The following is a 25,984-nucleotide window of genomic DNA, read 5'->3' on the forward strand; positions in this document are numbered from 1 at the left end:
GATTACTAGGAATTCTGTTGTAAATATTACATCAAGCACAATCTTTTGTCAATAACATATGTACTGGAGCAGAAAACATCTGTATCGGAAAAACAAGAGGCGCCTTTTGAGCCCCTCTTATAACGTCCTGTTCCTTATATATGATTGGGATCCACACCCAGAACTTCAATTCCTCCCTGGATGCATTGAATATGAAGCGGGAAATCCGGACCACGCTCTCCATCGATATCACTGACAATGAGTTCATCCGTTGTCTCAATAAACAGCTCTTTCGTCTGGAAATAGAGAAGTCCCACCGGATCTTCCAGATGATCCCCCCGAAGCATCTTCGCCAGAAGAGGAACAATCTCCTTAAAACTGGCTTTTATGAGGATTACATCCAAAAGACCATCATTGGCTTTTGATTTATAAGCAAAATCCAAGTTTCCTGCAGTACGGCCATTAAAAACAAGGAGTGCATACATGTCTCCATCATAGGTCTTTTCTTCCGATGTGAACTTTACAGGGATTTTTCTGAACGTAGGAATCTGTTCCAAACCTTTAATATAGTAAGCCAGTTTCCCAATGGCATTTTTCAGCTCACTGTGTGTTTTCTGGGATACATCCGTTAAAAGACCTGTACTGGCTACATTGATAAAATATTTCTCGTTGATTTTACCCACGTCCATCTTCATGGATGGCAGTCTGAACATTTTTTCCAGTGCTTTTGATATATCCTTAGGGATACCGATGTACTTGGCATAATCATTGGCAGTGCCCATGGGCAGTATCCCAATGGGGAGCTTTATATCCCTTTCCATCATATAATTGATCAGAATATCCACAGTGCCGTCTCCCCCTGCAATGAGAATCTGACTGTAGCCCTCATGGATATCCTCCATGGCTGCGGCCATGTTATGTTCCTCATCCAATCTTTCTGGTACGACCCGATATCCATGTTTCTGATGCACATCAATCACTTCGTCCAGTTTATCCATGATATAGTTGTCTCCAGCATAAGGATTGTAGATAAATTTCACTTTTTTCATGGGATTCCTCCGAAATCATTCTTCTTAGATTCATTATATCGCAGATTTGATTCTTATGTGAGTATGAACTGCCTTTGATTCTATCTCTTTATCCTAAATCTTGAAACTAGAAATCTGTGAGGCTTTTCTATACAGTAGCAGAAATTGAGGATTCTTACCATTCTTCCTTTTTCAAAGAAGATGTGGTGCCTGATTTTCCCTTCATTGCTTCTGCTTACAATGAATCGCTTCTTCTTTTGAAAAAAGATTTTGTGAATCTCCCCTCATCGTTTATAATAGATATATTCATGAAATTTTTAACGAAAGGAGAAGGATAATTTCGGAATTATCCGTACTTATTTATGCAAAGAGGATTTATCCCAAATATTTTAACATTCCTTAATCTCTCCCTGGGAATTCTCTCCATCATTGCTACGGTGAAAGGAGATTATCTGAATTCTGGGCTCTTTATTCTAGGTGCCGGACTCGTAGACCGCTATGACGGAAGAATAGCCAGACTGCTGCATGCAGAAAGTCCCTTGGGAAAAGAACTGGACTCTCTTTCAGATCTCGTTTCCTTTGGTGTTGCGCCAGCCATACAGGCCTACTTCATGTTTGGACTGGAAGAACTCACCCTTCTAGGCATGCTTCCAGTGCTTATTTTTCCAGTGGCAGGTTCTTACCGACTGGCAAGATACAACTCCCAGCATTTTGACGGAGTATTCATGGGACTGCCCATCACCATTGCGGGATGTGTACTGACACTGTTTCTTCTGCTTCTTAGAAACAGTCTCAATTTAAGATTCCTGGTGATCTTCCTGATGTTCTCACTAGCCTATCTTATGGTTAGCACCATAAAACTTCAAAAACGTTAATCACAAAACCTGTCAGGTATAAAACTGGCAGGTTTTTCTTCGTTGTGCATTCATTCTCGCATTTTGCAACTTATTGACATAAAATAACAATTGATAATTTATTGACAATAATATCGTAATAACGTAATATATGGATGTAACGATAAAGAGAGGAGATTTAGATGGAGAATAACATTGCTAAATTCACAAATGCAGCTGAACTCTTAAAAATATTGGGTCATCCAGTGCGTCTTTGTATTCTGAAAGGAATCCTGACTACAGGAGGATGTAATGTGACCCACATGACAGACTGCCTGAATCTTCCCCAGTCCACCATTTCCCAGCATATTCAGAAGCTGAAAAGCGCTGGGATCATCGAAGGGGAACGGAAAGGACTGGAAATCACTTATAAACTGGTGCATGACAAAGCAAGACAGATCATCGAAAGTATTGAACTTCAGGAGGATAAATAAATGAGTAAAACACTGATCATTGGTGGAGTCGCCGTCGGGGCATCTGCTGCGGCAAGGCTGAGGAGACTGGATGAATCCATGGAAATTGTCGTCTTTGAAAAAGGACCTTATATTTCCTTTGCAAACTGCGGACTTCCTTATCATATCGGAGAAGTCATCAAAGAAAGAGACCAGCTGATTCTTCAGACCCCACAGGCCATGAAGGACCGATTTAATCTGGATGTCAGAATATTGTCTGAGGTAGTGAAAGTGGACGCAGAACGAAAACTCGTCACAGTCCACAGTAAGGATAAAGGATTCTATGATGAATCCTTCGACTATCTGGTGATTGCACCGGGGGCAAAGCCGGTGAAGCCACCCATTCATGGAATCGACTCCTCCCTGATTTTCTCCCTGAGAGACATCAGTGACATGGACAAGATCAAAGAAAAAGCGGAAAAGAATCTCAAGGGAGACGCCATTGTCATCGGTGGAGGGTTCATCGGTATTGAAACCGCCGAGAATCTCCACGAGCGCGGAATGAAAGTTTCTTTAGTGGAAGCAGCTCCTCATATCCTTGCCCCCTTTGACTCTGAAATGTCCATCCAAGCAGAACATGAACTGGAAGAACATGGTATTTCCCTCTACATCAATGATGCAGTCTGTGCTTTTGAAGAAATAGACGGACATATCCATGTGGAGCTTTCCTCCGGCAAAATACTGAAAGGTGATTTTGTTGTGTCAGCCATAGGTGTTGCACCAGACACGGCATTTCTTAAAGACTCCGGTATCGCTTTAGGTGCAAGAGGGCACATTCTTACGGATGAGTATCTTCGTACCAATTATCCTTTTATCTTCGCTGCTGGAGATGCTGCGGAAATCACAGATTATATGCTGGGTGGAAAAACCGCCATTCCTCTGGCTGGACCTGCCAACCGGCAGGGTAGAATCATCGCCGACAACATCGCAGGGCGAAATGTGGTCTATAAAGGCGCCATAGGCACTTCTATTCTTAAGATATTTGATCTTACCGCTTCTTCCACCGGTATGAATGAACGTGTGGCCAAAATGAAAGGCCTTCAGCCTAAGTCCATCTTCATCCATCCGAATAATCATGCGGGTTACTATCCAGGTGCGACGCAGCTGACCATCAAGCTCGTTTTTGATGAGAACAGAAAAGTGCTCGGCGCTCAAGCTTTAGGGTACGAAGGTGTCGATAAATTCATCGATGTCATTGCCACTGTCATTAAGTTTGGCGGCACCGTGGATGACCTGAAAGAACTGGAGCTTGCCTATGCTCCACCCTACTCCAGCGGGAAATCCCCTGTTAATATGGCTGGATTTGTAGCGGAGAACACCTTGGATGGTCTGGTGGACCACGTGACACTGGAGGACTATGAGAAAAGCTTTGATCCAAGCACTATGCTGCTTGTGGATGTTAGAGATCAGGTAGAAGTGGAAAACGGTTCTCTGGAAGGCCGGATCCATATTCCTCTCAACAGTTTAAGGCAGCGTATGGGCGAGCTGCCAAAGGACAAGACGCTTTATCTCTACTGCCAGGTGGGCCTTAGAGGGTATATCGGTGCAAGAATTCTTCAGCAGAACGGATTTAAAGTGAAGAACATCACTGGAGGCTTCAAACTCTACAAAGCCATGCAGCCAGCAGAAAAAGATAGAGAACATACCCTTTCTGATGAACCGGCCGTCTCTTCAGTATCTTCTGAAACTGTAGAACTGGATGCTACTGGACTTTGCTGTCCAGGACCACTTATGAGAGTGAAAAGCACCGTGGACCAGGTGAATCCCGGAGACACCATCAACATCACAGCTTCAGATATGGGCTTTTATGAAGACATTAAAGCCTGGACCAGAAGAACCGGCAATGAACTTCTGGATGTGAAGAAGGACAAAGGGCTCATCAAGGCTTCTATCCGGAAAGGACTTTCTGCAAAAGAAGACAACTTGACGGTTTCCTGCAGCAGCACAAAAAACGGAAATACCGAGAACATGACCATGGTGGTCTTCTCCGGAGACCTGGACAAAGCCATCGCTTCTTTCATCATTGCCAACGGCGCAGCATCAATGAACAAGAAGGTCACCCTGTTCTTTACTTTCTGGGGGATCAACATTCTTAGAAAATCCGCACATGCCCCTGTAGAAAAGAACTTCATCGAAAAAATGTTCGGTTTTATGATGCCTAAGGGATCCAAAAAGCTGGGACTTTCCAAAATGAACATGGGTGGAATCGGCCCAAAAATGATCCGTTCCATCATGGAGAAGAAAAATGTGCAGTCCCTGGAAGAACTCATCAAAGCCGCCATGGACAGCGGTGTGGAGATCGTCGCCTGTCAGATGAGCATGGACCTTCTCGGCATCAAGGAAGAAGAGCTTCTGGATGGGGTAAAATTCGGTGGAGTAGGATATATGCTCGCCGAATCCGACGAATCCAATGCAACACTCTTTATTTAACTCACAAAAAAGGTTCAGCAAATCGCTGAACCTTTTCTTATTTTTACACTATTCAAAAATGCTTTGGATCCTTTCAATGAGAATCCCACCTTAACAGAGTCCAATCTGATGAAGAATATTCTTCAGGGACATCAGAAGCCCCAATCTCTTTATCGCCCCATGCTTGTTCTTTGAGAACGACGATCTTTATTCTTCTTCCTTCTCTTCCTTGTCCGAATCAAAGGTATCATCATTCATCTTGTTCTTCGCCTTTCCATTCTTGGAGCCAAAGATTTCTTTTTTCAGTTTCTTTCCAGTCTTCGTTCCCGCAAGTCCACCGATTCCTGTTTCTCTTAGAGCCTCCGGCATAGCTTTTCCAATGGAGTACATGGCTGCCACAGTATCATCAAATGGAATTCTGGAGACTACACCCGCAAGCGTCATATCCGCCGCTGTAATGGCACTTACTGCTCCAGCAGCGTTTCTTTTAGCACAAGGCACTTCTACGAGGCCCGCAATGGGATCGCAAACCAGACCTAAAGTATTTTTGAAAACAATGGCACCGGCATTGAGACACATTTCGGGTGTTCCCCCCATCATTTCCACCACTGCCGCTGCAGCCATGGCCGCCGCAGAGCCGCACTCTGCCTGACATCCGCCTTCAGCTCCTGAGATGGTGGCATTCTGGGCAATGATGGCTCCCACTCCTGCGGAAGCGAAGAGCCCCATAATCAAGTCTTTTTCTTCTACTTTATGTTCTTCTTTCATGGTCATGATGACTGCTGGAAGAATCCCACAAGCACCTGCTGTGGGACAAGCAACGATTTTCCCCATGGACGCATTGACTTCAGAACAGGAAAGCGCATAACTCATGGCTTTCACCATAACTCGTCCCGAAACACTCTGACCTTTGTCCAGATACTTTCCCATGCGGTACGCATCTCCGCCAATGAGTCCAGAGACAGAAATGACTTTCTCTCCCACTCCTTTTGTGGTGGAGAACTCCATGACACGCAGATTTTCCACCATACGGCCATAAACCTCTTCATAACTTAAGCCGCTCTCCTCCATTTCCTGCTTCAAGGTGAACTCTCCAATGCTGAGATTCTCCTCGCTGCATCTTCTCAGCATCTCTTTTCCGTTCTTTATATTCATAACTCTTACTTCTCTCCTCTTTAGACTACAGGGTAATTGATCACATTGCTCGTCAGCGGAACAAAACGAACATGTTCCACAGATTCCACCTCTGTGAGCTTCTCAAGAACCGAGGGATCAACGTTCTGGTCCAGCTCAAAAATCATCATGGCTTCCCGTCCTTTCTGATCTCTGAACAAAGACATATATGCAATATTCACGCCGCAGTCATAAAGCAGCTTTGACACATTCGCCACAACCCCGGGCACATCTTTCTGTGTGATGAGAAGGGTGGGATAGTTTCCTGAAAACTGAATCTCCTCCCCGTCAATATTGGTGATTTCCACAGCACCACCCCCAATGGAGGAGCCTGTAACAGATACTGTTTTCCCGTTTTTCAGTACCATATCAACCCGTACAGAGTTCGGGTGCACATCCCCCAGATCCTTCTCGTTAAAGGAAATCTCCATACCTTTTGCTTTCGCCATTTTCAGGGAATCCCTGAGATTATCATCTGCGGGGTCCATCCCCAGGACACCAGCAACGAGAGCTCTGTCGGTTCCATGTCCTTTATAGGTTTTGGAAAATGAGCCATGGAGATAAAAATGCACTTCCACAGGCTCTTCTCCCGCAATCCCCCGGGCAATCTTCGCCAGCTTTGCCGCCCCTGCTGTATGCGAACTGGAGGGGCCTATCATAATGGGTCCTATGATATCAAAAACACCATATTTTTTCTTCATATCTTCACTGTCTGCCATAATGATTCAGCAAACAGATTTCACCTGCCTTTTAATTTTGTCTTCTGTTAATAATCGTAAAACTGGCTTCCACCAATGAACTCTCTCAGCAAAGAATTGGTAGGCACCATCTGGTCGTCGATATCCTCAAAAAGCCTCAAGATGGTAATAAGCCGCTTGGCCTCCTCATACGTGCTGCTCTCTTTCGGAATCTTCTCCAGCTCTTTCAGCGTATGCTTTTTCAGCACTGAAAGTTCATAAAAGAGTGTGGAGTTGAACATGGCATCCGCTTCCTCCTGATAAGGGAAGATGTTCTCTTTTTCGCCTGCAGAAACCGAAGGGAATATGAGTAGTGTTTCCTCAGGACTATATCCTCTGGAAAGAAAATCTCTTGCCATACGTCTCAACTTTCTCACATCCGTTGTCGCAATCCGGCTGTGGTTGTCCAGATTGAGAACCGTCAGGGCGCTGATGTAGACTTTAAATTTCAATGCATTATCTATACCTGCAAGAAGCCTTGGGTTCAGTCCATGGATGCCCTCAATGAGGAGTACACCATTCTCCGGAAGTTTCACCTTAGTGGTTGAAACACCTCTAGTGCCTGTTTTGAAATCAAACTTCGGTAAGATGACTTCTTCTCCTTGGAGTATCTTGATCATATCTGACTCAAAAAGATCCAGTTCTATGGCCTCTAAAGATTCAAAGTCGTAGGATCCATCTGCCTTCTTTGGTGTAAGACGGCGGGGCACAAAATAATCATCCATGCTGACAGGAATGGGCAAAAGGCCATTTACCCGAAGCTGAATGGCCAGGCGGTTCGCAAAAGAAGTTTTACCCGAAGAGCTTGGCCCTGCGATGAGCACGATTTTTACACCATTTCTTTCCTTAATGTCATCCGCGATATAGGCAATTTTCTTTTCATGGAGAGCTTCTGTGATATTCACTAGAGTTCTAGCTTCTCCGTTCCGGATCTTTTCATTCAGATTCCCCACATAATGGATACCAAGGAGCCTGTCCCATGTGGCAGTTTCCTTAAAGATTTCAAAGAGTTTGTCCTGTGGCGTAAAAGGCCGGACCAGTTCAGGCTCCCTCACCGTAGGATAGCTCATAACAAAACCGTCTTTATAGCAAACCAATGAAAATAAGGGTGTATACCCTGTAGATGGCGCCATCTTGCCATAAAAATAAGCATAGCGGTCCAAAAGATGATACAACTTCACCTCATGGAACTTCGCATGAGCAAGCAGCATATATTTAGCTGTTTCTCCATTCTCTTCAAAGAACTTCAGTGCATCTTCCAGCAGAAAACACTCTTTTTTTATGGGGTGATTCTCTTCAATGATGGTTCTCATTTCTTTTTCCAGACGGTGCAGCATTTCTTCTGTTAGAATCTCATCCCGTACCCAGCAATAAAGACCTCTGCTGATGGAATGGTCAATAATAAGTTCTTTATTGGGCCACAACCTATAAAAGGCAGCAACCAGAATAAAGGAAAGGGTTCTTTCATAGGTTTTATGGCCCACGTAATCTTCACGGAACACGGGGTACAGATTGTTTCTTCCTTTCAGTTCCTCAGTCAGCTCAAAATACTCTCCGTTGGTCCTTGCAAGAATTGGCTGCTGGGTGCCCTTTCTCAAACTTTTCAGTTCATTATAGGTATAGCCTTTATTCTTCTCCATAAGCTTCCTCCTTTATGCCTTGTGAGGTCATTTGACACATTCACGCTCTATCCTCTTCATTATAGGTGAAAACACTGAAAATGGCATCATAATCTTCCTATGCAGCTGCAGCACCGTAAACCATTTCACTTGAAATTCAATTGTTACCATTCCTTGAATCTGTTTTATGATATGGTTTCATACGTAAAAATGCTATATAATAGAAGGAGAGTTTAGAATGATTTTACCTCAATGAGATGAAAGAGTCCCTAAACACAGTATCCAAAAGATAAACTGAAAGGTGGTTGTATTAATGGCATTAGTCACAACAACAGAAATGTTCAAGAAAGCCTATGAGGGCAAGTATGCGATTGGCGCATTCAACATCAACAATATGGAGATCATTCAGGGAATCGTTGATGCCTGCAAAGTGAAGAACTCTGCAGTAATTCTTCAGGTTTCCAAGGGTGCAATGAAATATGCCGGACCAAGATATCTGAAAGCCATGGTAGATGCTGCAGTAGCTGAAACCGGTCTTGATATCGCACTTCATCTGGACCACGGCCCAGATCTTGCCACAGTGAAGGAAGCCATCGATGCTGGATTCACTTCTGTGATGATCGACGGATCCCATCTGGATTTCGAAGAAAACGTAAAAATCACGAAGGAAGTTGTAGAGTACGCACACTCCAAGGGCGTTGTTGTTGAAGCGGAACTCGGGATCCTCGCTGGTGTGGAAGATGATGTTCATGCAGAAGAGCACGTGTATACCGATCCTGACCAGGCTGTTGAATTTGTGGAAAGAACTGGTGTAGATTCACTTGCCATCGCCATCGGTACTTCCCATGGTGCATTCAAGTTTGCTGGAAAGCCTGATCTGAAGTTCCATATTCTGGAAGAAATCCAGAAGAGACTTCCAGGATTCCCAATAGTTCTTCACGGTGCATCCGCTGTCAGCCAGGAACACGTTGCTATGTGCAATGAGTTCGGTGGAAACATCAAGGGCGCACAGGGTATTCCAGTAGACATGCTGAGAAAAGCATCTGCTATGGCAGTTTGCAAGATCAATATGGACACAGACATCCGTCTTGCCATGACCGCATCCATCCGTAAGGCGTTTGCTGATAAGCCAGATGGTTTTGACCCAAGAGGATATCTTGGTGCTGCAAGAAAAGAGATTCAAGCTCTTGTTGAAAAGAAAATTGATGAAGTTCTTGGTTCAGCAAACTCCATGAACTAATCACCAACCCGTTTCAGTATAAGAGGCAGGACTCCCCTAAAAAGGAGTCCTGTTTTTTTCTAGGGTTCCACCTTTTTCCCTATATAACCCATAAAACAGGCCACTAAAATATGTCTTCCGTTCACTCAAGACGAATAAAAAAGAGCTGCAGTTCACCAATCTCTCGATGAACTGCAGCTCTTTTTTTTCTCTTCCCAGGTACCTTACAACCGTTCGTACAGGGACATCTTCTGTTTCTTCACCTTCTGACTTAGAAAGAAGGCTTTATCTTTTGTCTGTTTCCACAGATTCTGTGGCATTTGTTCATGCCATATGTCTATGGATTCTCTTTTGTTAGAGGATTCAATCTTTTTGTTCCCTCTTTTGAAGTCCTATAAACTTCCTGCAGTCAGCTGGATTTTTTCGAGCTTGTGCTTTATATTAAAAAACTCATTTTCTAGAATATTGATCTTCTGTTCAATCAGATTCCTGTTGGTTTCCTTAACTGCAGCACCAAGTTCTTTAGATAGTATGCTCAGTTCATCACTGATGGCATAAATCCTTTTTGTAGCTTCATATGCGTTCATATTCTACACCTCACTTAATGACATTTTCTCTAAGGCCCGTGGGAGATTCTCTTAAAACCTGGTACATACTGTACCTCTTAAAGGAATAAATGTATAATAGCTTCAACAAGGTTATTTCCTTGTTACAACTGCATTTTAGACTTACTTATGTAAACAGTCAAGGTTGTTTACATAAGTTTATGACAATGGTTTATGAAACTGTTTCAATACTTTGGATTTGCTATGGTAAAGGATACCATTTTACGGCTTTTTTCCATTTTTGAAATATGAAAGCCTTCAGCAAATGCATCGTCATGCATAAGAAAACCATTGGGACCAAACATATGTAATGTTTTCAAAAATATACGCAAAGGAGACAATTATGGAACTGGAAGTAAAAATATTGGACATCAACATTGAGAGGATTCGCCGCATCATGAAAGGTGCTGGTGCTGTTCTTGTGAAGAATGAGCTGCAGGAAAACTATATTCATGACTTCCCGGACAGAAGACTTTTGAACCAGAATGGATATGCAAGAATCCGCTTTGTGAAGGATCAGGAAACCGGTGAAGAGAAAGTCTTCATGACCACAAAAAAACTCATTTCAAGAGACGTCTATAAGAAGATGGACGAACATGAAACCCTCATCGAAAGCAAAGAGGTTGGACTTGGTATTTTCAATGCCCTAGGACTGGAGCTTCTGGAAAACGTAAAAAAATCCAGAGAAAGCTATCAGTATAAAAATACTCTGGTTGAAATAGATGTCAATGAGAAGACCTATGTGCCTTTTCCTTACCTGGAAGTGGAGAGCACATCTGAAGAGGAACTGGAGGAAGTGGTCACGCTTCTCGGCTACACCATGGAGGACACCTCCGCTCTCAGTATCCATGAAATCCTAAAAGCAAGAGGAATCACACCAAACTCACCCGAGGGACTTTAGGCTGTTACGATAGAGTCTCCTCAAGATTTCACTCACTCTGTATGGTGGGTGTATAGCACACACCTGGGAAGATATGAGAGAAGGGATAGTAGAAGACTGCCCTCCTGATTCTATTTGACGTTGACAATTCACCGCTGATTCTTTATAATCTCGTTATATATGTAATGAAAAGGAAGTAGTAGCATCGTAACCATCTTAGAGAGTCCCTGTCCGGTGAAAAGGGATATGGCCAGTATGTGAACTCGTCTTTGGAGCATGGGCAATGGCCCCGGTTGGACGCGTTATAGTTCCTGAAAGTGAAGCTTAGGCTTAATTAGAGTGGTACCACGGATGTTTACTTCGTCTCTTATCGGAAGAGACGGAGTTTTTTTATTTTGGAGGAGGATACAAATGGCAAATTACGGCAAACACACAGATCTGAAATGGCAGAAAAAATGGGAAGACTCTGGAGTCTTTAGGTTTGTGGAAAACCCAGAAAAAGAGAAACTTTACGTACTGGAGATGTTTTCCTACCCATCAGGAAGCAAGCTGCATGCAGGGCATTGGTTCAACTATGGTCCTACAGATTCCTGGGCAAGAATGAAAAAAATGCAGGGATACAATGTGTTCCAGCCTATGGGATTTGACGCTTTTGGTCTTCCTGCAGAAAACTTTGCTATCAAGACAGGAATTCATCCTATGGATTCCACGCTGAAGAACATCGAAACCATGGAAAAACAGCTGAAGGAAATGGGCGCCATGTTCAACTGGGACCATGAGGTGGTTACCTGTGCCCCTGACTATTATAAGTGGACCCAATGGCTGTTCACAGAGCTCTATAAGAATGGTCTGGCCTACAGAAAGAAAGCACCTGTAAACTGGTGTCCCAGCTGCAACACGGTCCTAGCCAATGAACAGGTGGTGGATGGTGCTTGCGAGAGATGTCAGACATTGGTGATAAAGAAAGATCTGACCCAGTGGTTCTTCAAAATCACAAAATATGCTGATGAGCTTCTGGAAGATCTGGACAAACTGGATTGGCCTGAAAAAACAAAATCCATGCAGAAGCACTGGATCGGACGTTCCTATGGCTCCCAGGTGAATTTTAAAGTTCAGGATAAAGATCTTGATTTTTCTGTCTTCACAACCCGTGTGGACACACTCTTTGGTGTTTCCTATGTGGTATTCGCACCTGAAAATGACATGGTGAAAGATCTGACCACACCTGAACATCAGGCTGAAGTAGAAGCCTATATAGAGCAAGCCAAGATGCAAAATGAGATCGACAGACAGTCTCTTTCCAGAGAAAAGACCGGCGTCTTCACCGGATCCTATGCCATCAATCCGGTGAACGGAAGAGTCATCCCCATCTGGGTAGGTGACTATGTGCTGAACACCTATGGCACAGGAATCGTCATGGCGGTACCTGCCCATGATGAAAGAGATTATGAGTTCGCAAAGAAATACGATCTTCCCATCGAGCGCGTCATCGAAGGTGGAGAATCTCTTCCTTTCACAGAAATCGGACCAATGGTGAACTCGGGAGAATTTGACGGTCTTCAAGGCGATGAGGCCAAAGAAAAGGTGACCAAATGGCTTCAGGACCGTGGTCAGGGAGAACTGAAGGTAAACTACAGACTGAGAGACTGGCTCGTATCAAGACAACGATATTGGGGAGCACCTATCCCAGTGGTTTATTGTGAGCATTGCGGTGAAGTGGTTGTAGAAGAGAAAGACCTGCCGGTAGAACTTCCTTATGATGTGGAGTTTGCACCAGACGGAAAGAGTCCTCTGGCAAAAAGTGAGGCATTCCTCCATACCACTTGTCCAAAATGCGGTGGACCAGCTACACGAGAAGCGGATACTTTGGATACCTTTGTCTGCTCCTCCTGGTATTATTTGCGCTATGTAGACAACAAAAATGCCGATGCTCCTTTTGACAAGAAGAAAATCGACACCATGCTGCCTGTAGACAAGTATGTCGGTGGACCAGAACATGCTGTGATGCACCTGCTTTATGCCAGATTCATCACAAAAGCGCTGAGAGATATGGGCTACCTGTCCTTTGATGAGCCTTTCAAATCTCTGACCCATCAAGGGCTCATTCTTGGTCCAGATGGACAGAAAATGAGTAAATCCAAAGGCAACACCATTTCTCCAGATGAATACATCACCCAGTACGGATCTGATGTGTTCCGAATGTATCTGATGTTCGGATTCTCTTACGCAGAAGGCGGAGCCTGGTCGGATGAAGGCATCCGCTCTGTATCCAGATTTGTAGACAGAGTAGAAAGAAACTTCCACAACATCAGAGATATTCTCCACAGCTCCAGCAGCACAGAAGACCTGAGATCTGAGGATAAAGATCTTCTCTACTGGAACGCCAATGCCATCAAAGGCGTAACAGAAGACTCTGAGAAGATGCAGTTCAACACTGCCATTGCCCGTATGATGGAGCTGACCAATGCCCTCACCAAATACATCCCCATGGAAAAGCATAACCATGAGGTTTTAAAGAAAGTCACCTTAGACTTTATTAGAATTCTGGCTCCATTTGCTCCACATTTCTCTGAAGAAATCTGGGAAATGTTTGGAAATGAAGGTTCTGTCTTTGACGAGTCCTGGCCAGTTTTTGATGAAAAAGCTCTGGTGAAGGATGAAGTGGAAATCGCGATCCAGATCAATGGTAAAATCAAAGAACGTATCATGATCCCATCAGATGCCAACGACGAAGAAATCAAAGCTCTGTCTTTGGCAACTTCGGCCATTCAGAAGGAAACCGATGGAAAGGCCGTCGTTAAAGTCATTGTCATCAAGGGAAGACTGGTCAATATCGTTGTAAAATAGACTCTGAAAGAAATATTACCCATGTAAAAATACCATGTAAAAACAGATGCTGCAGAACAAAAAATCTGCAGCATCTGTTTTTTTATATCACTTTTTCATTCGGATTCTCCAGTAAAAATTGGATGGCATCTTCTTCTGTCAGAGGCTTGGAAATATAGTACCCTTGAAGCACATCACAGTGGTGTTTCTCCAGATACTCTTTCTGCTCCTGAAGCTCCACACCTTCTGCGATGACTGTAAGTTTGATCTTATGGGCCATACTGATCACATCTGCTGTGATGATCTCTTCTTCTGCAGATTCTGTGATTCTGTTGATAAAATACCGGTCTACTTTCACCGTATCTATATTCAGAGACCGCAGCCGCGCAAAGGAGGAAAAACCAGTGCCGAAGTCATCCAGTGCCACAGAAACCCCTAAGCGCTTCATTTCTGCAAGCTTCTCGTTTATGAGTTCAAAATTGTCCACCAGAACGGACTCCGTGATTTCAAACTCCAGGTTTTTACCTGAGACCCCTTTCTTCAGCAGAATCCTGTGAACATCTTTGGTGAAATCTTCTCTTAGAAGCTGAATGAGAGAGATATTTATGGCGATGAGCTGATCATCGTATCCTTCTTCTTTCAACAGATTGACAAAATCACAAGCCTTCGCAAGGATAATTTTTCCCAGGTCATAAATCAGGAGATTTTTCTCCGCAAGATCAATAAACTCCATGGGTGATACTGCTCCTATCCCCTCCACATGCAGTCTTGCTAATGCTTCAAATCCCATGGTTTCATGAAGTTTCACGTTCCACAGCGGTTGAAAATGGAGGGTAAAAGATGTAGTGTCGGTGCCTGTAATCACCTGGCGCAGTGTTTCTTCAACGGCTTCTTTCCGGAGAATGTCATCCTGCATGGTATCACTGTATAGAATGATCTGGCGGTTATCGTAGTGTTTTAAATGTGATAAGGCTAAGGAAACATCCTTTAGCACTTTATCTGAAGAGATATGCATCCCAGTTAGTTCAAGCACTGCTACCTGTACCTCCAGATACTCATCTTTTGAGCCTCCATCCAGTGGTTGCCTGAATACAGCAAGGAGTTTGTTCGCCAGGGAGAGAAGCTCATTTCTTGATTTAAACTCTTCCACCACGATGACAAAACGGTCTGCATTAAATCGGAAGAACATTTTATCCTCACGCAGCACAGTTTTAATTTTTTCAGATACCTGCTGCAGAATCCGGTCCCCATATTTATAACCAAAGGTCATATTGAGTGTCTTGAAATTAGAACAGTTTACAAGCAGCACCGCTCTTCTTCCTTTAGTGGGTGTCACCACCAGGTCTTCCAGATATTCTTCCAGGTAGGTTCCATTGGGAAGTCCTGTGAGCTCGTCATAATAAGCAATCTTAATATTGGACTTGTCTTTTCGGTATGCATAATAAAGAATTGCACCACCAACGCACATCAGAATCAGAAACTCTACAACCCCTTCCATAATGATGCTTCGGACTTCTTCATCCACAAGATTTCTTGGCCAAATGAAAAGGAGTGTTCCTAAATAGTCGTCTTCACTAAAAACAGGAGCAGATACATGAATAATCTCTTCTCCTTCATAGACGCCATGATCGACTACCAGCTTCCGTTCGTCTATATATCTACGTACCGTTTCATCCTTGATCTCATTACCTCTGGTATCTGAGATACTGGATGCAAGAACCTTATATTTGTTGCTGATAAACAGTGCATGATCCACTTCTTGTTTCTCCACGATATCTTCAATGAGATTTTGCAGTTCAAACTGTTGAGTGAACTGATTCAGATTCTCATCCAAAACACCTATCTGAACAAAAGTACTGTCATCTTTGCGGACATATCCAAATTTGTAATATTCTCCGCTGACCGTATCCGGTCTGGACTCTTCCATAAAAGATTCCAACATACTGTTCTTGAAATAAAATGCTGGATGTCCCTCATAGGTTTTCCATCCCACATAGTCTTCAATGTTGCTGGAGAGGATCTCCCCATCCTTGTTATATAGATTGATCTGATCCACCTGAAGCTCTGATGCCAGCTTCTTTAAAGATTCAGTCGTACTGTCATTGTTGTCAATTAGAAGCACCGCTCTACTGGCTACAAGAATTTTATCTTCTAGAAGATTCACTGCAATCTCGTAGGCATCCTGATAATTCAGAAGCGCTGCTGTGTAACTGCTTGCAATATTAAGGGATGATTTCTCCATCATATGATATACATCCGAAACCCGCTCCCGAGCTGTGTAATAGGTTAACGTACCTACCCCTAAGGTAAGAATCAGGAACGGAATGATGAAAAAGCTGAGATCTTTTCTAGTCAGTCTGTCTTTTTTCATATTTACTCACAATAACTTTTGTTTATTTCAGCCGGTCATATCAGTCTATCGGTATATTGTATTTCATCGTGCTGATTTCATGCAGAATTAATCATGATGTCATCGGTTATAGCAACCTTTAAACTCTCCACAAGCCACTACCTCAATGTACCATTTTCTATTATATATCGTCAATATAGAAAAATCTCACTTCGTGAAATTTCCCATGATTCATGCAATAATAGCCCCATCAAAAAACAGGATCTGACTCCTGTCGAAATCAGATCCTGTTTATTTGATGTTATGCTATACTATTTTCCTTCTTTGTACTTCTTCACTTCATCAATGAATGCAGTGGTGTACACATGAAGATCCTTAGGGGATCTGGAGGAAATGATATTTTCGGATACTACCACTTCTTTGTCCACCCAAGTCATTCCTGCGCCTTCCAGATCGGCTTTAATTTTCTTCGTGCTCGTTCCTGTTTTTCCTCTAAGAATATCTGCAGTCACAGGTACCCAACCCGCATGACAGATCATACCAATGGGTTTCCCCTGCTCATTGAACTCTTTCGTCAGCCTGATACAGTCATCCTCAACTCTCAAAATATCAGGAGCGTATCCGCCTGGAATGAGAAGACCATCGTAGTCCTCCGATTTCACTTCATCATAGGATTTATTGGCCTCTGCCTTTAGTCCATATTTCCCTGTGTAGACTTTTTTCTTGTCAAGGGCTACCACATCCACTTCCCATCCTTCTTCTTTGAGACGGATTAAAGGATACCACAGTTCCAAATCTTCAAAGATATCAGCAACAAACGATAAAATTTTCATGGTTTTTCCTCCTAGTACTTATCATTGCTTACATTGTACCGTAAATCTATGCTCCCGCCGTAAACTTTCAAAAGAATTAATGAAGTTTTTACACCTTTCATAGTGCAGTGCATTTTCTTCTATTCACATCATATGTTCTGATGCTGGGCTTTACAGATATACTCCATCACTCTCAGCTCATACCAGATTTCTTTTCCATAAGAAGCTAAGAGCAGTGTCTTGCAATTTTTTTCAAGATACTCTGATAACTTCTTTGTTTCAGCACTTTTTCGTATGGTCAGGACTTGGATCTCATTTCTTCTTAAGAAAAAAGCAATCCGAAGCAGAATCTCCTGAATCTCCTGGTCCTGAAGCTCCACCTCCCATAGAGTCACCGCCATTCTTTTTGCTGCACACTTGAGCTCAATTTTTCCACCAGGCGTAAGAAATATCACGAAAAGAAAACCTTCTTTTTCTTTGACTTCTACCATAGAAGCACCAATATAAATTGACAACTTATCCCGAATGGGCATAAACAGGACCTTCAGCAATGCATCCTTCTCATAGAATTTTTCATTTCCCATTGCAGTCCTCCTTATTCACAAAATGTTTTCAACAATTAATTGAGAATCACTTTCAATTTTGCACAACCTATGTTACTATAAGTACATAACACACACACAACATATTTCGAAATACGAAAGACCGTAATAGTATTTCATATTTCCCCCTTTTATACGAATATGTATACTGAATGAAAGCCTCTGAGTTTCCCCGACTCGGAGGTTTTTCATTGATACTTCTTCTTCTTTCATTGTACCTGATATTAAGAAGAGGAACACTCAGAAGAAAAAATTCTATTGGGGTCTTTCTGCAGAACCAAGAAAAAGAAATACTTCAGGACATTTTAATACTTTTTTGGTAAAATAAGTTCATGTTCTGAGGAATCCTTATTCTTCAGTGCTTTCCTCGGATTTGCCTCAGACCAAATTGATTTGAAGAATCCATCAGATTGTTATATAATGGAGTGGTAAATCAGAGTAAACTTATAAGAATTAAAAGGGAGTTGTTTTAATTGATTAACACAATGACAAACATGATAGAAATTTCTGATGCTGGATATCAGGAATTCAATGACCTGCTGGAAGCCAATGACATTGAGCCTAAGGTTGTAAGACTGGCACTGGCTGGTTTCGGATGCAGCGGTCCAAGATTTGGACTCATGGTGGACGAAGCTACTGACAGTGATGTGGTAGAAGTCATCAAGGATATTACTTTCATCGTGGCTAAGGATCTTTATGATGAATATCAGGGATTCGTGATTCTTTCTGATGAAGAGAACTATGGTGGCGGAATGTCACTAAGACCAAAGAAAATTGATGAAAACATCGGCTGCTCCACCTGCGCAACAGGTTGTGCTGTATAATTGAATCAAAAAGGGGAGATTTTAGAATGGAAACTCTAAAAAAGGAACTTCTTGTGATGAGCGATGCTGCTTATGAAGAGTTTATCCAATTCCTGAGAAGCAATCAGGTGGAAAAAAACAATATCCGTATCACCTTGGCAGGTTATGCCTGCAGTGGTCCTAGATTTGGACTTATGGTGGATGATAAGAAAGACGGAGATATGGAGACTGTCGTTAAAGATCTGACCTTCTATATCGAGTCTAATCTTTATGATGAATTTGAAGGTTTCCAGATTCTCTCCACAGAAGAAAACCTGGGACAGGGTATGGTCCTAAGACCCAATAAGGTCGTGGAATCTGACTGCGGAACCTGCAGCAGCTGCGGCTAACATCAGTTGATTTATACTGAAGAGCCCCATGAAGGAATGTATCCTTCATGGGGCTCTTTTAAATTGCTTCATTCGCTTTTATTTTATTCTGATGATGATTTATCTTGCCCAGTCGTGAAGAAGCGCACGCATCACCTGGAGTCCATAGACCGCATCACCTTCTTCTTTATGGCTTTTAATTTTCACCACTTCACCATAAGGCTCCTTTAGAGACAGTTTGTCTCCTTTGACCACCCAAATGGTTTTATGGTGGTAGGGTCTCAGTTCAAGCTTTGATTCTCCTAATCCATCGGTGAAATAAATAAGAAGTGTATTTCTTAGATTCTCTTCTTTCAGATAGGAAAATACCGGCGAGAACTTCGTGCCTCCTCTTCTTTTCAGTAGAGGCTTCATATCTTTCAGATTTCTTATGATGTAGTCTCTTCTCACTTCATTGTCACATTCGATGATTCTGATGGTCTCACTGTATGCTCTGGAGAGTGCCAGGATTTCTTTTAAAAAGTCTGTCATGGACTTGTCATCAATACTTCCAGAAATATCAATGGCCACGGTGATATCCGGCACATGGTTTCGGAGTTCTCCACGAAGGTCCATCCGTTCTGGCTGTCTCCGGTTGACCCTTGTGACTGTTTTCTTCTTTCCTTTAGGCAAGGTCCTGATGGCTTTTCGGATAACCTGCGTCCAAGGCACTTCACCTTTCAGCTGATCTTTGACAATCCTTAAAATCTCATCCGGGACACCATTTCTGCTGGCTAAAAGCAGCGTTGATTTCAGCTTGTCTTTTACTTCATCGCTGTCCTCATCCTCTGATTCTACCCATCGGTCATGGACTTCCTCATAGTTCACCTGGTCTTTTTCAAGAAGTTCTTTCGCTTCTTTGGGATGCTCCATGATGGCTTGATGAATCTCCTCAGTATAATACTCCAATGTTTCATTGGTCTTCAGATTCAGGTCAAATCTCATATTCACAGAATTGATGCGTTCCACAAACGCCGGCAGATGATTGATGTACTGATTCACGGAAATGTCCATGGCCAGGTTGATGGCGAGTTTTCTGAACTTATTCTTCAGTGCTTTCTCTCTGCCGTGATGCTTGAGAAGTATATGAAGAATCTCATGTTTGATCATGGCCACTGCTTCCCGCTCCTCCAGCTGCAGAAAAATCTGCGGATTGAAAAGGAACTGTATTTTACTCCCCCTCAGCACACTGGCTGTAGGAAACGGAAGATTGAAATCTATTTCTCTATAGGTATCCCCCATGAAAAGGGCATAGTAATCTTCTCCGCCATTAAGCATCCGAAAGGACAGTTCATTGAGATAAGAAAAAAAGTCTTTGCTGAAGCCCTTTCTTAAAGTGCCCTCTTCCATATAGGCTTTCAAGTCCAAAAGAAGCACTCTTTTCTTTTCCATGAGCTCATCTTTCTCTTGGAACTCTTTGTTGAAATTAAGATCTACCATAGCAATCAAAGAACCCTTCAATAAATAAATCTGAGTTTAGGAGGATAGGGTACACATCCGGATAATCGCTCTTCAGCTCTTTCATCACAGAGATGCGAAGATCCTTGGGCATCAGATTCAGCACTTCAGAGAATCTGTCTGCATGTTTTGGGGTCATATGATCCCGGAGCTTCAGAATCATGTTCTTGGACAGAATATACAGTCTGGAGTGACTTGCCTGACCAATCTCATCCCGGACAAACTGGGACAACACGTCCATCTCATAGAGATCCTCTGTGGAAATGAGAGGGTTCTTGTTGTCTTCCAGGAAAGTCATGAACTCCTGAGCAAGCTTAGTGCCCACATTTCCCTTCACCAGATGGTATAAAGTCTTATTGTCGTAATTTCTTTTTTCAAACACCTTCAACGCATTGGAAACTCTTTCCCAGCTTCTCGGTGTCGCCTTGATATATTCTTCTTCACTGCTGTAGCTGAGATATTCCCGGAAATTGGAAATAAACTGCAGCACTTGCTCGTGTATTTCTCCATCTTCCATTCCCCATCGGATCCACTCTTTCGGGTCTGAGTCCATATGGAACCAGATGAAGCGGTCTTCCTGGGCAGGGTCCATATCCACCACCTGATAGTCGGTGTCCCGGTAGTCGTCCATTTTGTTTGTAGGGTTCATGGCCGCAGCTACAAGCACCCTGTCTGAGAGTTTATATCCGTTGATCTCACGGTTCAGGATGAGATTCATAAGCTCCTGCTGGACACTATGGTCACAGCGGTTGATCTCATCTATAAATAGCATCACTTTACCTGGATTGTTCTGCAGCCAGGTGTCGATCTCCATGAGTTTATGATGGGTTGCATAGTAAGTCTTCCCTGCCACCACCATGGGCAGTCCGCCTATTTCCCCTTCTTTCAAGAGATTGGCATCGATATTCACAAGATACAAGTCATGCTTCTTGGAGAAATCCTTGAGAAGAGAAGTCTTTCCGATTCCGCTTTCTCCGATGATCAGAGGAACGGACTTGCTCAGCAGAGCCAGTTCCACAGCTTCTAATGTTTCTTTATAATTCATTAATACTACTCTCCTATCTGCTCAGTACATAGTCCATGAGTTTCTGCTTTGTCACTCGGGATCCGTGATCTCTGATGAAGTTGACCTTATTGATATCAAGGATCTGAAGCTCCATGAAGTCTCTGATGTAAGACTCAGACACATCCTCTGACATGAACTTCTCCTCAAGAACCTCATAAAGCATCGAAACGTCCAGTGAATCATAAATATACTTCACGATTTTCACATTGGCAGACAAGTAAAGACGAAGCTCTTCCTCAGTATAGTCACTGACATAGGTGATGGCTTGCTCACTTTTTCCTACGGCGAGAACCTTAGCATCCAGACACGGCTTTTTCACATATTTGATGGCGCTCCAAAAGCTCTTCACCGCTTCTACCTGTACTTCGCAGGATGGCTCTTTTATGTACTGTATGGCATCAAAGTCCCTTTTTACAGCTTCCAGCTGAAGCTCAAGATTCTGATCCTTCACGTACTGGATGGCCCATCCTTTATTCCTCACCGCAGCAAGCTGCACTTCATAAGGCGCATCCTTTATAAACCGCAGACTATTCCATCCGCCAAGTACGGCTGTGACCATAACAGCTACAGGAGGATTTTTGATATGCTGTATGGCTGAAGGAGTTTTTCTTACAGCCTCCATCATCACATCAAAGGAAGGATTCACCATGTGTCTGATTTCATTTCCATTTCTTTTAACTAGTTCTAAATCTTTATCCAGTTCCATTTAACTCACATCATTTCTTTATTTTTTCTCTACCGACCATTATACTATTAAATTTTGTGAAATCAAAGAAGAAGTGTCATTCTATCTCAGAACGTGTGGCATAATCTAATAAATCCCCCTAATGAACTCATTGTTTTATGACAGTCCACTGGAGCCACAAGTTTTTTTTCTCAGTGACAACATGAAAAAAAGAGCCTCTCAGCTCTTTTCCCCTCTATGCGTGATTAGTAGGTTGAAAACTTAATATTCTCGAGATTAACAAAACCTATCCCTTCACCACAAAAATACACATGCGGTGAAAAAGCATCATAAATCTCCTTAGAAGAAGATACAAAGGTCCCATCCTGTCCAATAAAACAGAACTCTTGTCTCTTTTCATCAGCCAGAACAAAGAACCATTCGGTTTTCATTTCCGGCCTGAAATTGGTACTTTGAACTGTATATATTTTTTCATGAAAAACAGAAGAGTAGATTCGTGTTTCACTTTCCATGCTCAGATCTAAAGCAGGGATTTCTAATTTTCCCTCAAATCTGTCCTCTTTCTGAAACAAATAACAGCTTTTCCTTCCTTCCATTTTCACATGGGTCTCTTCTATCTTAATGCCCTGTCTGTAAACCTCTGCAGGGACTTCTATGTTGACATTTTTCCAGAAAGGCAACTGGTTCAGTATCCATAAAGCTACCGCAGCAAAAATCATCAAATAGAATCCGATTTTTACCTGCTTACTCATTTATTGCCTCCTTATATATGTTAATCATAAATACATTGTATATTTATATTATTTAAAAGTCAATACTTAATTATATAATTTTTAATCTATTATTTTTTCGGTTTATTTCTCTCATTTATCTTTGTATCTTATGTTTTTGGTAATAAAATCCTCCAACAAAGATGAGGATCATGACAAGCAGTGCGGCTCCTTGCATCACCATTGATGTCACCGAGGTCACCTGATGAGAAGTAGCTTCAAATAAAAACCCGACTCTTCCCGTGAAAAAACTGAACGGTGCACTAATAAGTGGTGAGTACATAAACCTCATGGCGAGCTTTCTGCCCATTCCAAAGGGCATATGCTGTGAGCAGAACAGTGCAAGTGAAAGTACGCCAAGGAGATTCGCACCAACGATGCTTTTGACTTCATCCAGATTCTCCTGTGCAAAAACTCCTCCTGCATAAAACCAAAAAGCCATCAGAATCAAGGGCGCTGGATAGCCAAGAGATGGTATGTATTGCACCAGCATATTAAATATAAATCCGATCAGTACTGGTGACAGAATTAGTACGCTCAGTTTTACTTTTCTCATCTCTTACTCCCTTCCTTAGATCCTTTTCCTTTGCATCCTTTTTGGACACATCAGGGTGACTCCTTTTCAGACATCCGCTTACTCCTCTTTTTTTCGGAAAACCAGACTCTCTGCCATCTTCATGATCTCTTCTTCACTGATAAAGCCTCTGATCAAAAATTCCATTTCATTGTTGTGCCATAGAAGCATGCTTCTTCTCCCTTTTAGAACAAGAAACCCTTTGTTTTCTCCAATGTCCACTTCCTTCACTATGGCATTCTCCGTATCAAGATTGTAATCCCCTACAGTACTTGCTTGGAGCATTGAGATCTCTTCTTCTCCATTGGTGTATTTGAAGAGCGCCATATCTGTGTACTCCGTAAACTTCTGAAATACGTAACCTTCCGGCAGTTCCTTTGGAAAGTAATATCCTGAGGGAACTTTTAAGTCCTCTCTCTTGCCTCCACTGATGTCCACTCTCTGAAATCTTGTATATCTTTCCTGAACCTCTGTGACAAATTCATAGACCTTAGTCCTTACTCCATCTACACTCAAAGTCATCATAGACATGGCGCCTAATACAAGTACAAAGAACATGGCTGCTTTTCTTGTTCCAAACATATAGGGTCTCATTCTTTGCTTCTTCTTGCAGCTCCTCTTCTTCTGATCAAACCAAAGATGGAAATCAGTGGGATATTCCATCTTTAGAATCCGGTCCTGAGACTGGTCCAAAGCTTCCAGGAGATTAAAAAGATGAGCTTCTCCAAGCAGTCTGAAGATTTCTTCAGGCTCTCTCTTTTCAAAAGATTTCATCCTCATCCTCTCCCCATTTTATTTGTACAACCTTAGTAGCTGATCGGATTGCTTGCTTTATCATCCTGCTCAACCAGCATGCCATTTCTATATAGATACACTGATGATTTATAGCGATACTTCCCTGGTCCAACCGTCACTGTATTTGTAATCTTTGCTTCTGTACCATTCACTTTCTTGCTCCAGCTCCCTATGGAGATCCATTGTCCACTGATCTCCTTCTGAAGTGAACCGTAGACATGAAGAGCATCCACATTGTCTCCTGAGGCAATGGTCGTGCAGGATGCTGCACCCGTGCTTGAAATTTCAAAATGATCCCGGTATGTTTCAATATAGAGATACTGAACACCGATGACATTCTCATCTAAGACCATGTGTGTCTCAGTTCCTACAGCAGGTAGACTTTTGCTTTGTACGCTCCAAAGAATGATTGTTAAAACCACCATCCACCTGAAGATTCTCTTCATGAAAACACCCCCTTCACTATATAAACGGTGAAGGGGGGTGTTTCGTTACACTTTTTTTAAATTATTTTTTAAATTATTTTATAAATATTGATCATTTGTCAGTTTCGTTTCTCTGTTCTTTTCAAGCTCTCTGCAAATCTCATAATCTCTTTCTGAGTAATGGTGCCTCTGACTGTATATTCTTTCTCATCATTCTGCCAATAGAGTTGGTTCTTCTTGCCGTTGGTGATCAGAAAACCAGAGTACTCTCCCACCATCACCTCTTTCACCACAGCGCCTTCTGTATTGAAGGTGAAGTCCCCTGCGGTGTCAAACTGATAGAAAATGATTCTTTCCTCGCCCTTTGTAAAAATCATATTCACGATATCGTAGTCTTTAGAGTACTCCTTCAGCGTGTAGCCTTTGGGCAGAAGCGTTGGATAATCATAGTTGTCAAACTCAAATAGAGGATCTTGGAACTGAGTCATCTCATCGGTCCTGTAGACTCTCATAGCCGTCTCTTTCATTTCCACCACATACTCAAAGAGTTTATATCTCTGTGCTTCCACTGACAAGGTGGTGATGGCAAATCCTCCCAAAAGGACCAGGAGAAAGATGGCTGCTTTACTGGAAGTGAATCTGTTCCTTTTCTTTTTTCTTTTAGAACTGGTCTCAAGCTTCACAGCCCAGTCCTTCATGGCCTGACTGATTTCGATGGCTTCAATCTGATCTTTCTTTCTGTCCAAGTCTTCTGTGATGTTCATAAGATGCGCTTCCGCTATGGCTTTATAAGTAGCATCCTGTAGAGTGTCCAGCGCTTTATGTCCTTGATTCTTTTTACTCTTCACTGTCATCACCTCCAATGATTTTCTGACAGGCTTTTCTTGCACGAGAGAGCTTTGTCCTAACATTTCCCTCTGTCATATTGAGAAGCTCTCCAATCTCTTTATCTGAGTATTCATAGATATATTTCAGCGTCAGAATGTCCATGTAGCTTTCATTGATTTTCGCCATGAGATCTGCCACATACCTTCTGTCTTCCATTTTCAGGATGTTCAGTTCTGGACTTGCCGTATGCACATCACCAAGGGTATCCCTAAAATCATCCACATTGCTTTCATTTCTCCGTTTTCTCTGATTATACACATCATAAGAAAGCCTTCTGACGATGATCACAAGAAGACCTCTGATGCTTTTAGATTCAGCATCTGTTGTTTCGTCGATATAGTCCGATACTTTAATCATAGCCGTCTGCACAATATCTTCCGCCTCATGATAATCCTGAAGAATTCCATGTGAAATAAAGATCAGTTCTTTGGCATACCGTATATAGATACTTTCCAACCGATTGCGTACCGCTTGATTTTCGATGACAGATAAAAATAGCAAAATATAAACACCTCATTGCCGCTTCTCG

General features: G+C 42.5%; 25 protein-coding genes and 1 other annotated feature. Of the genes, 8 read left to right on the plus strand and 17 right to left on the minus strand.

Annotation, left to right across the window (positions count from 1 at the left end; all coding sequences use genetic code 11):
- Positions 1-134: 134 nt before the first annotated feature.
- Positions 135-1,028, minus strand: coding sequence for a YegS/Rv2252/BmrU family lipid kinase (locus T487_RS0102485; RefSeq protein WP_031573616.1), 894 nt, complete (start codon positions 1,026-1,028; stop codon positions 135-137).
- 341 nt (positions 1,029-1,369) lie between these two features.
- Here T487_RS0102485 and pssA point away from each other — a divergent pair, with 341 nt between their 5' ends.
- From pssA to T487_RS0102505, 3 genes are all read left to right on the plus strand, one after another.
- A complete protein-coding gene (pssA, locus tag T487_RS0102495) occupies positions 1,370-1,882 on the plus strand; it encodes a CDP-diacylglycerol--serine O-phosphatidyltransferase (RefSeq protein ID WP_031573621.1) in 513 nt (170 codons plus the stop codon).
- A gap of 161 nt (positions 1,883-2,043) precedes the next feature.
- Positions 2,044-2,334 carry an ArsR/SmtB family transcription factor gene (locus tag T487_RS0102500; protein WP_031573624.1) on the plus strand — a complete coding sequence of 97 codons (291 nt, stop codon included), beginning with the start codon at positions 2,044-2,046 and terminating at the stop codon, positions 2,332-2,334.
- A complete protein-coding gene (locus T487_RS0102505; protein WP_031573626.1) occupies positions 2,335-4,782 on the plus strand; it encodes a DsrE/DsrF/DrsH-like family protein in 2,448 nt (815 codons plus the stop codon).
- Between the two features lie 186 nt (positions 4,783-4,968).
- Here T487_RS0102505 and sdaAA read toward each other — a convergent pair whose 3' ends face one another.
- From sdaAA to T487_RS0102520, 3 genes are read right to left on the minus strand one after another with little or no spacing between them, the layout of a single operon-like run.
- Positions 4,969-5,916: an L-serine ammonia-lyase, iron-sulfur-dependent, subunit alpha gene (gene sdaAA / locus T487_RS0102510; RefSeq protein ID WP_074542580.1), complete on the minus strand. Its 948-nt coding sequence runs from the start codon at positions 5,914-5,916 to the stop codon at positions 4,969-4,971.
- 20 nt (positions 5,917-5,936) lie between these two features.
- Positions 5,937-6,653 carry an L-serine ammonia-lyase, iron-sulfur-dependent subunit beta gene (sdaAB, locus tag T487_RS0102515; protein WP_242848000.1) on the minus strand — a complete coding sequence of 239 codons (717 nt, stop codon included), beginning with the start codon at positions 6,651-6,653 and terminating at the stop codon, positions 5,937-5,939.
- A 47-nt stretch (positions 6,654-6,700) separates the two neighbouring features.
- Complete coding sequence (locus T487_RS0102520) at positions 6,701-8,311, minus strand: nucleoside kinase (RefSeq protein ID WP_074542581.1); 1,611 nt, start codon at positions 8,309-8,311, stop codon at positions 6,701-6,703.
- 292 nt (positions 8,312-8,603) lie between these two features.
- On the opposite strand from T487_RS0102520, the gene fba reads away from it, so the two are divergent.
- The gene (fba, locus tag T487_RS0102525) at positions 8,604-9,530 is read left to right on the plus strand and encodes a class II fructose-1,6-bisphosphate aldolase (RefSeq protein WP_031573635.1); all 927 of its coding nucleotides are present in this window, start codon (positions 8,604-8,606) and stop codon (positions 9,528-9,530) included.
- Between the two features lie 371 nt (positions 9,531-9,901).
- Here the strand turns inward: fba and T487_RS0102530 are convergent, their stop codons facing one another.
- Positions 9,902-10,096, minus strand: a complete 195-nt coding sequence (locus tag T487_RS0102530) for a hypothetical protein (protein ID WP_031573638.1) — start codon at positions 10,094-10,096, stop codon at positions 9,902-9,904.
- Positions 10,097-10,454: 358 nt separating this feature from the next.
- Here T487_RS0102530 and T487_RS0102540 point away from each other — a divergent pair, with 358 nt between their 5' ends.
- On the plus strand, positions 10,455-11,015 hold the full coding sequence (locus T487_RS0102540) for a class IV adenylate cyclase (protein WP_031573641.1): 561 nt from the start codon (positions 10,455-10,457) through the stop codon (positions 11,013-11,015).
- A 155-nt stretch (positions 11,016-11,170) separates the two neighbouring features.
- Positions 11,171-11,365, plus strand: a binding site (T-box leader).
- 40 nt (positions 11,366-11,405) lie between these two features.
- Positions 11,406-13,841 (plus strand): leucine--tRNA ligase, encoded by a 2,436-nt coding sequence (leuS, locus tag T487_RS0102545; RefSeq protein ID WP_031573644.1) that lies wholly within the window; start codon positions 11,406-11,408, stop codon positions 13,839-13,841.
- 82 nt (positions 13,842-13,923) lie between these two features.
- Here leuS and T487_RS0102550 read toward each other — a convergent pair whose 3' ends face one another.
- The 3 genes from T487_RS0102550 to T487_RS0102560 form a co-directional block, all read right to left on the minus strand.
- A complete protein-coding gene (locus T487_RS0102550) occupies positions 13,924-16,191 on the minus strand; it encodes a putative bifunctional diguanylate cyclase/phosphodiesterase (protein ID WP_031573647.1) in 2,268 nt (755 codons plus the stop codon).
- A 290-nt stretch (positions 16,192-16,481) separates the two neighbouring features.
- Positions 16,482-17,003 carry a type 1 glutamine amidotransferase domain-containing protein gene (locus T487_RS0102555; protein ID WP_031573650.1) on the minus strand — a complete coding sequence of 174 codons (522 nt, stop codon included), beginning with the start codon at positions 17,001-17,003 and terminating at the stop codon, positions 16,482-16,484.
- 128 nt (positions 17,004-17,131) lie between these two features.
- Positions 17,132-17,566 carry a hypothetical protein gene (locus T487_RS0102560; RefSeq protein ID WP_031573653.1) on the minus strand — a complete coding sequence of 145 codons (435 nt, stop codon included), beginning with the start codon at positions 17,564-17,566 and terminating at the stop codon, positions 17,132-17,134.
- 512 nt (positions 17,567-18,078) lie between these two features.
- Between T487_RS0102560 and T487_RS0102570 the strand changes: the two genes are divergently transcribed.
- Together T487_RS0102570 and T487_RS0102575 are read left to right on the plus strand one after the other, a co-directional pair.
- Positions 18,079-18,408, plus strand: a complete 330-nt coding sequence (locus T487_RS0102570) for a HesB-like protein (RefSeq protein ID WP_242848001.1) — start codon at positions 18,079-18,081, stop codon at positions 18,406-18,408.
- A gap of 26 nt (positions 18,409-18,434) precedes the next feature.
- Entirely contained in the window at positions 18,435-18,776 is a 342-nt protein-coding gene (locus tag T487_RS0102575) for a HesB-like protein (protein ID WP_031573658.1), read from the plus strand.
- A 99-nt stretch (positions 18,777-18,875) separates the two neighbouring features.
- On the opposite strand, the gene T487_RS0102580 is transcribed toward T487_RS0102575, so the two are convergent.
- From T487_RS0102580 to T487_RS0102620, 9 genes are all read right to left on the minus strand, one after another.
- A complete protein-coding gene (locus T487_RS0102580; protein WP_162178210.1) occupies positions 18,876-20,234 on the minus strand; it encodes a vWA domain-containing protein in 1,359 nt (452 codons plus the stop codon).
- Positions 20,221-21,297, minus strand: coding sequence for an ATP-binding protein (locus T487_RS0102585; protein WP_031573663.1), 1,077 nt, complete (start codon positions 21,295-21,297; stop codon positions 20,221-20,223). The genes T487_RS0102580 and T487_RS0102585 overlap by 14 nt, the downstream gene beginning before the upstream one ends.
- 13 nt (positions 21,298-21,310) lie before the next feature.
- A complete protein-coding gene (locus tag T487_RS15280; RefSeq protein WP_051651448.1) occupies positions 21,311-22,024 on the minus strand; it encodes a DUF4116 domain-containing protein in 714 nt (237 codons plus the stop codon).
- A gap of 224 nt (positions 22,025-22,248) precedes the next feature.
- Positions 22,249-22,755, minus strand: coding sequence for a hypothetical protein (locus T487_RS0102595; RefSeq protein WP_031573665.1), 507 nt, complete (start codon positions 22,753-22,755; stop codon positions 22,249-22,251).
- A 115-nt stretch (positions 22,756-22,870) separates the two neighbouring features.
- Entirely contained in the window at positions 22,871-23,329 is a 459-nt protein-coding gene (locus T487_RS0102600) for a hypothetical protein (protein WP_031573668.1), read from the minus strand.
- A 78-nt stretch (positions 23,330-23,407) separates the two neighbouring features.
- Complete coding sequence (locus tag T487_RS0102605) at positions 23,408-24,121, minus strand: DUF4367 domain-containing protein (RefSeq protein ID WP_031573672.1); 714 nt, start codon at positions 24,119-24,121, stop codon at positions 23,408-23,410.
- A gap of 32 nt (positions 24,122-24,153) precedes the next feature.
- Positions 24,154-24,588, minus strand: coding sequence for a hypothetical protein (locus T487_RS0102610; RefSeq protein ID WP_031573674.1), 435 nt, complete (start codon positions 24,586-24,588; stop codon positions 24,154-24,156).
- Between the two features lie 98 nt (positions 24,589-24,686).
- The gene (locus T487_RS0102615; RefSeq protein ID WP_036909038.1) at positions 24,687-25,415 is read right to left on the minus strand and encodes a DUF4367 domain-containing protein; all 729 of its coding nucleotides are present in this window, start codon (positions 25,413-25,415) and stop codon (positions 24,687-24,689) included.
- Positions 25,405-25,956, minus strand: a complete 552-nt coding sequence (locus T487_RS0102620) for an RNA polymerase sigma factor (RefSeq protein ID WP_031573679.1) — start codon at positions 25,954-25,956, stop codon at positions 25,405-25,407. Before T487_RS0102620 ends, T487_RS0102615 begins: the two co-directional genes overlap by 11 nt.
- Positions 25,957-25,984: the final 28 nt, after the last annotated feature.

The sequence above is a fragment of the Proteiniclasticum ruminis DSM 24773 genome (assembly GCF_000701905.1).
Taxonomy (GTDB): Bacteria; Bacillota; Clostridia; order Clostridiales; family Clostridiaceae; genus Proteiniclasticum; species Proteiniclasticum ruminis.

Bases quoted from the DNA above. Each gene is read 5' to 3' on its own strand.
- T487_RS0102485 (WP_031573616.1), bottom strand. From the start codon at position 1,028: ATGAAAAAAGTGAAATTTATCTACAATCCTTATGCTGGAGACAACTAT.
- pssA (WP_031573621.1), top strand. From the start codon at position 1,370: ATGCAAAGAGGATTTATCCCAAATATTTTAACATTCCTTAATCTCTCC.
- T487_RS0102500 (WP_031573624.1), top strand. From the start codon at position 2,044: ATGGAGAATAACATTGCTAAATTCACAAATGCAGCTGAACTCTTAAAA.
- T487_RS0102505 (WP_031573626.1), top strand. From the start codon at position 2,335: ATGAGTAAAACACTGATCATTGGTGGAGTCGCCGTCGGGGCATCTGCT.
- sdaAA (WP_074542580.1), bottom strand. From the start codon at position 5,916: ATGAATATAAAGAACGGAAAAGAGATGCTGAGAAGATGCAGCGAGGAG.
- sdaAB (WP_242848000.1), bottom strand. From the start codon at position 6,653: ATGGCAGACAGTGAAGATATGAAGAAAAAATATGGTGTTTTTGATATC.
- T487_RS0102520 (WP_074542581.1), bottom strand. From the start codon at position 8,311: ATGGAGAAGAATAAAGGCTATACCTATAATGAACTGAAAAGTTTGAGA.
- fba (WP_031573635.1), top strand. From the start codon at position 8,604: ATGGCATTAGTCACAACAACAGAAATGTTCAAGAAAGCCTATGAGGGC.
- T487_RS0102530 (WP_031573638.1), bottom strand. From the start codon at position 10,096: ATGAACGCATATGAAGCTACAAAAAGGATTTATGCCATCAGTGATGAA.
- leuS (WP_031573644.1), top strand. From the start codon at position 11,406: ATGGCAAATTACGGCAAACACACAGATCTGAAATGGCAGAAAAAATGG.
- T487_RS0102550 (WP_031573647.1), bottom strand. From the start codon at position 16,191: ATGAAAAAAGACAGACTGACTAGAAAAGATCTCAGCTTTTTCATCATT.
- T487_RS0102555 (WP_031573650.1), bottom strand. From the start codon at position 17,003: ATGAAAATTTTATCGTTTGTTGCTGATATCTTTGAAGATTTGGAACTG.
- T487_RS0102560 (WP_031573653.1), bottom strand. From the start codon at position 17,566: ATGGGAAATGAAAAATTCTATGAGAAGGATGCATTGCTGAAGGTCCTG.
- T487_RS0102570 (WP_242848001.1), top strand. From the start codon at position 18,079: ATGATAGAAATTTCTGATGCTGGATATCAGGAATTCAATGACCTGCTG.
- T487_RS0102575 (WP_031573658.1), top strand. From the start codon at position 18,435: ATGGAAACTCTAAAAAAGGAACTTCTTGTGATGAGCGATGCTGCTTAT.
- T487_RS0102580 (WP_162178210.1), bottom strand. From the start codon at position 20,234: ATGGTAGATCTTAATTTCAACAAAGAGTTCCAAGAGAAAGATGAGCTC.
- T487_RS0102585 (WP_031573663.1), bottom strand. From the start codon at position 21,297: ATGAATTATAAAGAAACATTAGAAGCTGTGGAACTGGCTCTGCTGAGC.
- T487_RS15280 (WP_051651448.1), bottom strand. From the start codon at position 22,024: ATGGAACTGGATAAAGATTTAGAACTAGTTAAAAGAAATGGAAATGAA.
- T487_RS0102595 (WP_031573665.1), bottom strand. From the start codon at position 22,755: ATGAGTAAGCAGGTAAAAATCGGATTCTATTTGATGATTTTTGCTGCG.
- T487_RS0102600 (WP_031573668.1), bottom strand. From the start codon at position 23,329: ATGAGAAAAGTAAAACTGAGCGTACTAATTCTGTCACCAGTACTGATC.
- T487_RS0102605 (WP_031573672.1), bottom strand. From the start codon at position 24,121: ATGAAATCTTTTGAAAAGAGAGAGCCTGAAGAAATCTTCAGACTGCTT.
- T487_RS0102610 (WP_031573674.1), bottom strand. From the start codon at position 24,588: ATGAAGAGAATCTTCAGGTGGATGGTGGTTTTAACAATCATTCTTTGG.